Below are 6387 nucleotides of genomic sequence, written 5' to 3'. Positions count from 1 at the left end.
AATCAATCGGCTCATCCGTTTCTCCTTACTTAACCTTTCAACATGCGATCTCTGGCGCGCGACAGGGCGGACAAAGCAGGAAATGCCTGCTTTGTCCCTGACAGATATCTGTGCGCCAGAGTGAACGCGGGTTGAGGTATTGCGGGGTGTCGGTTGAGTACGCGGTACTGCCGCCTGCATTAACAGGTCATCCCCACCGGCTAAAAGCCAGCCTCGATATCGTCAGGTTCTCCTTTTTGATTGCTTTCCAATCTATAAAAGCAGTGTCAGATGCACTGTGTGGTTAAGCAGACGTGAGCCAGTCATTGTCAGGTTGTCCTTTTGCTGCGGCGTCACTTTCAGCGGTGAACCGGCAAAAAGTGACGCCTTAAATTCGCAAATAGTCAGCAAAAGTCATGCGGACGTTTAAATGCCAGCAAGCACAGAAAAACGTGGCAAGGTGCAGTGTCAAACGACAGTTATGCGTTAATTATTTGGATGCAGAAAAGTTATCTGCTGAATATTTCAAACAGAGATCGTAGAAGTATGAATGTGGTGTATGAGAATAATTTTATGGTATGACGTGAAGTGCATGATTCAGTGTCAATGCGCTTAGGTAACAGTATAAAAACACCTTTTGGGGTATTTTTTAGTTTAAAAAACCTTCATTGCTAGACAAGGGGTTTATGTCTGACAATATCTGCTTCCAAAGGTGCGCAGACGTACCGCAATACTTGCTCTCCCTTTCAGGCTACAGGAGTTTTATTTCACCACCCGAAGGCGATCCTGACAGGCGATGGATCATTGATATAATCAAATACTGTATCGGTTTGGTTGAGCAAGATCAAATTTTTGTTTCGTTATAATGTAATGAAAAATAAGAGAATTGGCAGTTCAGCTATTTTCTATACCAAAATTATAGAAAATGAAAAAGAACTCACCTTCTTTGGAAGAATTACTTAAATAGATAATTAAATATCTATATATTTCCTGATCTCGAATTTAATTAAATCATCCTGCACCTTGAAATAATCAGAAAACTCGTTTCTATATTTAATTATTCCTTGCTGGTTTATTGTTAAATTTTTTATTTGATTATCTTTATCTAGTTTACTAATTAAAGAGCCACTCAAGCCCATACGAACAAAATCAGAGTTTTTTTTCTTTGTTGTACCATACATATGTAAATTATATTCAGATTCAGTCACAAGATCTAAATCATAAAGTATATTTACATATTGATTTAGTGTATAAGAAACAAAATCACTTTCTATTTTCATTTTTATAAGAGCAATATTAGCTAAATCCTTATTATTTTTTCTTGAGAGATCAATGAAAACTTTATGACCTAACTTTCCATTGGTATCTTTTGAAAACTCTCCATATGAAGTACCAATATAATATTCCTTACCACTTTCCTTATTCTTTATAGAATGAAAGTATGCTAGTATTTCAGAGATATGTTGCTTAAGGTTAAGTTGGTGCTGCCTCTCAATAAATTTTCTGTAAAAATCTCTAGCTTTAATATTTTTCAGTCGTAAGAACTCAGTGTTTTTAATGCTATTTTCCTGATTATGGATAAAAAACAAATATATTTTCTCAATCATATCTGACCCCATCCATGTAGTGTCTAGACTGAGAGTCTCGATCTTACATTTTAGATCAGGGAGCACTAAATTAAAATCCCTGTATAAATATGTAAGGCCAGACTCTAAAAATATCTGTTCAATTTTACTGGCTGGGTTTCCATCCTCAAGCTCTAGAAAATTTTCCTGTTCCCTAAGAGAATCAATGTAATTTAGTTTATTTTCTAACATTGTAATTTTTTCAAAATCATTAGTACCTTTTAGCTCTTTTCGATATTTTTCAATATTGAAATTTTTAAGAAGAGGATTTTTCACATCATCTTTTGTGATTCCATGTTTTAATTTTTTTATCTTATTCCCCATGTTACTGCTACTATAATCAGTAGTATTAACAAAGTGAACTGGAGGTAACAGTTTAGAAAGTGATTTATTAGAATCATCAAACACTTCATTTAATCTATTCACTCTACCTATTAAATTACTTAACGAATTATTATCAAGGCCATATGTATCCATTATAAATAAATTATCTATAGGTAAATTAACACCTTCTAGGATCACTGTATTTGCAATAATGTGGGTGATTTCTTTGCAGGAATGGAATTTGAATTCAAGATATTCTTTTATTAAATCTGGAAGTTTTCCATGCAAATACACCAAACCTTTCTTTATATAATCAACACAATAAAAATCTTTGTGTACGTTATTAGAAATAACCTCAGCCAGTTCATTTAATCTTTCAGACTTTAGATCAGGTAGCGTTTCAGCTAAATCTTTCGCTAGTTGCTCTACTTTCATTGGTCTTCTCAAAAAGAAAAAATTCTTTCCTCTTAAATTATGACTAATATAGTCTAGATAATTTGAGCTATAGGAAAAATGATAAAATGAGTCCATAAACCGATCATATTTGACTACATTACCATCTTTTTTATACTCAAAAATATCTGGTTCCTTTATATTATTTATTATTTTCCTTTCAAATATTTCTTGGCTCTCTGAAACCATGAGATTAGTTGAGTCTGAAATTAATGGAGAAAGATAGTAATTTATGGAGTTTTTATTTCTTTTCCTATTCCTTCGAATTAATCTAGTAAGCAGTATACTCCTTTTATCTGATTCAAAAATTTTATGTGCTTCATCAACAATTAAAACATCAAAGCTAAGTTCTTTATTTTTTAGTAATCGCAAAGCTCTTTCTTGTGTGAAAACAGCAATAAAAACAGTTTCATTATTGAACATCTCATCATGAAATATAATGTTTTTATCTGAAAAATGTATTTTTATATTTTTATATGTCTGAATAAGCAATGACTTTGTTGGAACAATTATTCCTATTCTATTCATTTTTTTGTTTTTTATTATCTCTATAATCAGTGAGCTTTTACCATAAGAAGTAGGTGCAACATAGCAATTTTCTTGCTTCTCACTGAAAGTTATATTTTCTCTAGACCTCTTCTGTTCAAATGTTTCTATAATGTTATTATATCTAAATCTATCCAATTGATAATCTATCGAAAAACTTAACGTATTTAGCACATTACCAAGATTATGTTTCAAAATATATTTTGATATTGGATACAATCCCAAATTAGTGCTAATATCTAGTATAGGCTCATATATATTTAAATTCACAGCACATTTTAGAGATATATAATATGCTAACTCAAAGTAAGGTGTTCTTCTTTTATCCCTCTCATATTCTTTAATGAAAATGACACAACAGGATAATATATATTCAATTTCATCGCTAGTTATATCACTATCTAGTGATAATTTTCTCATTAAAATATAAAATCTTTCTTCTTTTTTTAATATTGATAAGTTTGTTTTCATATTACTTATCCAAATAATCAAGGAAGTTACGTAAACTGCGTTTTGTCACGCATAGACTGGTTACAGTTTTACCCTTAAAGCTTACAATAAAACTATTTTCTCTTAAAATTTTAGTTGATAGAGCCATGTTAGGTGAACCATTTAGAAAAATAGTAGAGCAAGGTATTATATTAAATTCTGATATATCCCTAAAATCATCCTTATCAAACAAATCAGATAGTGATTTAAGTTTTTTTCTTACAGTTTTTGAAGCTCCAACATCTATATGACAAGCATGGTTATATGCATTTCTCCACGGATTATTTTTGCTTTTATCACTCTTACCTGATACGTATTTTTCTAAGTCATTATAGGCTTCTTGAAGTTTCGATTTGTGAGTTACATTTATACTGTCTATATATCCAGACTTACTTTCTAGAATATAGGTTTCATCTGACTTTGAAAAATAGCCGTCAAAGCCTTTTTTAATTGAGCCCTCTTCAAGATTAAAGAAAAGAAATTCTTGTTTATAATCCTTTCCCCCTAGATAAAGATGGACAAATAATTCTGCTACTGCCCCCATTTTTATTTGTTCGCTCTTGGTATCAAGAAACTGCTTTAATCTGCGCTTTACAGCAGTCAGCTCACTATCTGAATCTCCTTCGCAAATTGATACTAAAAAGGAATCAAGTTGGTATTCAATAATGTTGTCTATCTCGATAATATCAATAACGTGAAGTTCATGAGTTGACGTTAGTTTTTTTATCTCACTAGGTAACAACTTTCAATCCTTTTTTGCAGCCTATAAGTTTCATATTCAAATGATTTAATACCAATCCAAGTAGAATAGCTGAAATTGACTAATACGGACAGAGGTTTTAGCATAATTATTTACATACTGTGACATATGCATATTTAATAGCTTATCTTTTTTTCTGTTGAATACATCTGGATTAATCTTTTAGCTTGTATCCGATATTAGTCCGTTTCGTTCGCAAACGTCAATCTCTTGCCTACTTAGATATAAAAATTCAATGGTGATTATAGAGCAAGGTAACTTTAAAATGTGGTCGGAAGACCTGTTTAATCTTCCGACTTTATTTTTATAAGCACTGAATCAAGTACTTTCATTCATTTTTTAATGCTATTATTTCAAAAAAATCACGCCGTTTGCACAAAAAACAAGCCATCAATTCCATGTTCGCCTTTATTTCGAATAAACAAGTAACCAATTGCATCAGATAAACCTAATGCATCTTGAAATGGCTCAGGAAAATCTGCCGAATATATCTGGCATACAAAATGGTAGTCATTTTTAATATCACCAATATCATCTAATCCATTAGGTGTTTTTTCTGAAAAAAGTGAAATCATTGGGTAATCATTATCACCCATTTCCATATCTAAAAAACTAACACTTTTTTCTGGTATGAATGTATCGTTATCTTCCAAGGTATCACTAGTCAAAGAGTATGAAACAAACGTAAATCCTGATTTAATGAGTTCAAGCTCTTGATCATCGCCAAAATAAGTAATGTTATCAAGAAAGTAGTCATCACTGGAATAAGTTGAAAACACAGACAAATACCCAGATGTTGGTAATACTCCTTGAGGTATCCGGGGTGACAACTTTTCGCAATCGATAGAAAAAAGGTGAAGTAATTTCTCACCATCTGGATTTACAGGCCATTGTGATACATATCCTTTTTTTCCCCCTAGAATAAAACCAGAGTTATTATTAAAGGTTTCCTCTACAATAATTCGTGTAAGACTATACATGTAACATTTCTCCTATTTACAAGTGCCAGCATTTTTAACCTTATTTGATAACCCTCTGTAGAAGTTCTCTGCCTGTTTTCTCATTCTTTTGACCCTACTAGGAGGAACGCCTGCTTTTCTTAAACCACCAGAAGTGATATCAAGCTCTCTTTTCAACGTTGAAGCAAAATCATTTTTTCCAAGTCCTTCATTTGCCCTGATTTGAGTTTCATGCCAGTGTGCACCACCAATGCCACGAGTATCTTTTTGTGGGCCACGAGTATGGTGATCTAAATCCAGAGCAATTGATGGGTTACCTGATAATCGAGACGTTTCTGCAAGCCCTTGTTGGCGCAAATATTCGTGCCTCAATAACTCATGAGCTTGCAATTTATCACCAACATGAGTCGGTCCATTTAATTCACCATATGTACCCAATTCAAATAACTTAGCAAGACCAAGTGGATCGATCCACAGTAACGGATTCGGTGCATATTGGTACAGATTGATCCCACCATTTAGGCCAATTGGATCTGGCGAAATAAACCTACTAATCTCAGGGGCATAATATCGATATGTATTAAAGTGCAGCCCCGTCTCTTTGTCAAAATATTGCCCGGCATAACGCAAGTTCTGGTCAAAATTGCGGGATGAACGTTCCGGGTCGGTAAAATAGGCCATTGTGGTGCTGTTTACAGCGCCAAAGGCATCATATTTACCCGACCAAGCAATCTTCCCGTCTTCATCCGTGACTTCCAGAGGTGCACTGTTGATATCGGTGTGATACCAGAAATAATCATGTACAGCCCCCTTAGCAACAATACAGGCCAGCGGCGTATAGCTTTCATGGGATTCGTAACAATAGGTCTGGGTTTTACCCGTATTAGCATGGCGCTCCTGCAACAATTTCAACTCATGCCAAACAAAATCCGTCTGTTCCTGTTGGGGAGCCCCTGCCGGCCATGTCGTCACCACCTTACGAATACGTCGCCCAAGGGCATCGTAATGATAGATGGCTTTCATGCCGTTACCTTCAGCGAGAATCAGGCGATTATCCCCATCGTAGCGGTAAGTCTGCCGATTATTGCTGCTCGTCCCACGGCTGATAACATTACCGTGTGCATCATGTTCATAACGCCACTGGTTCCACTGCGTCAACCTGTCGCCTTGCGGTGTCAGGTGTTTATTTTCTTCCGCCTCTTTTTCCAGCATGGATTGCGGACGCTCCAGCAGGTTATCCGCACGGTCATAC

At 34.5% G+C, this 6387-nt stretch carries 5 protein-coding genes; all 5 read right to left on the bottom strand.

Features of this window, described 5'->3' with window-relative positions; all coding sequences use genetic code 11:
* Positions 1-180, bottom strand: a 180-nt coding sequence (locus tag FE392_RS19180) for a hypothetical protein (protein WP_319931748.1), incomplete at its 3' end; no start/stop codon positions are given.
* Between the two features lie 770 nt (positions 181-950).
* Positions 951-3398, bottom strand: a complete 2448-nt coding sequence (locus FE392_RS19175; protein WP_319931747.1) for a DEAD/DEAH box helicase family protein — start codon at positions 3396-3398, stop codon at positions 951-953.
* Between the two features lies 1 nt (position 3399).
* Positions 3400-4158, bottom strand: coding sequence for a hypothetical protein (locus tag FE392_RS19170; RefSeq protein WP_319931746.1), 759 nt, complete (start codon positions 4156-4158; stop codon positions 3400-3402).
* Between the two features lie 380 nt (positions 4159-4538).
* The gene (locus FE392_RS19165; RefSeq protein ID WP_319931745.1) at positions 4539-5156 is read right to left on the bottom strand and encodes a YwqG family protein; all 618 of its coding nucleotides are present in this window, start codon (positions 5154-5156) and stop codon (positions 4539-4541) included.
* 12 nt (positions 5157-5168) lie between these two features.
* The coding region (locus FE392_RS19160; protein WP_319931744.1) for an RHS repeat domain-containing protein at positions 5169-6387 on the bottom strand (1219 nt) is incomplete at its 5' end.

This window comes from Xenorhabdus santafensis (genome assembly GCF_033949405.1).
In the GTDB taxonomy this organism is placed as follows: Bacteria; Pseudomonadota; Gammaproteobacteria; order Enterobacterales; family Enterobacteriaceae; genus Xenorhabdus; species Xenorhabdus santafensis.
This window is presented reverse-complemented; position numbering and strand designations above follow the sequence as displayed.

Coding starts and splice junctions, on each gene's coding strand:
- FE392_RS19175 (WP_319931747.1), bottom strand. CDS start 3,398: ATGAAAACAAACTTATCAATATTAAAAAAAGAAGAAAGATTTTATATT.
- FE392_RS19165 (WP_319931745.1), bottom strand. CDS start 5,156: ATGTATAGTCTTACACGAATTATTGTAGAGGAAACCTTTAATAATAAC.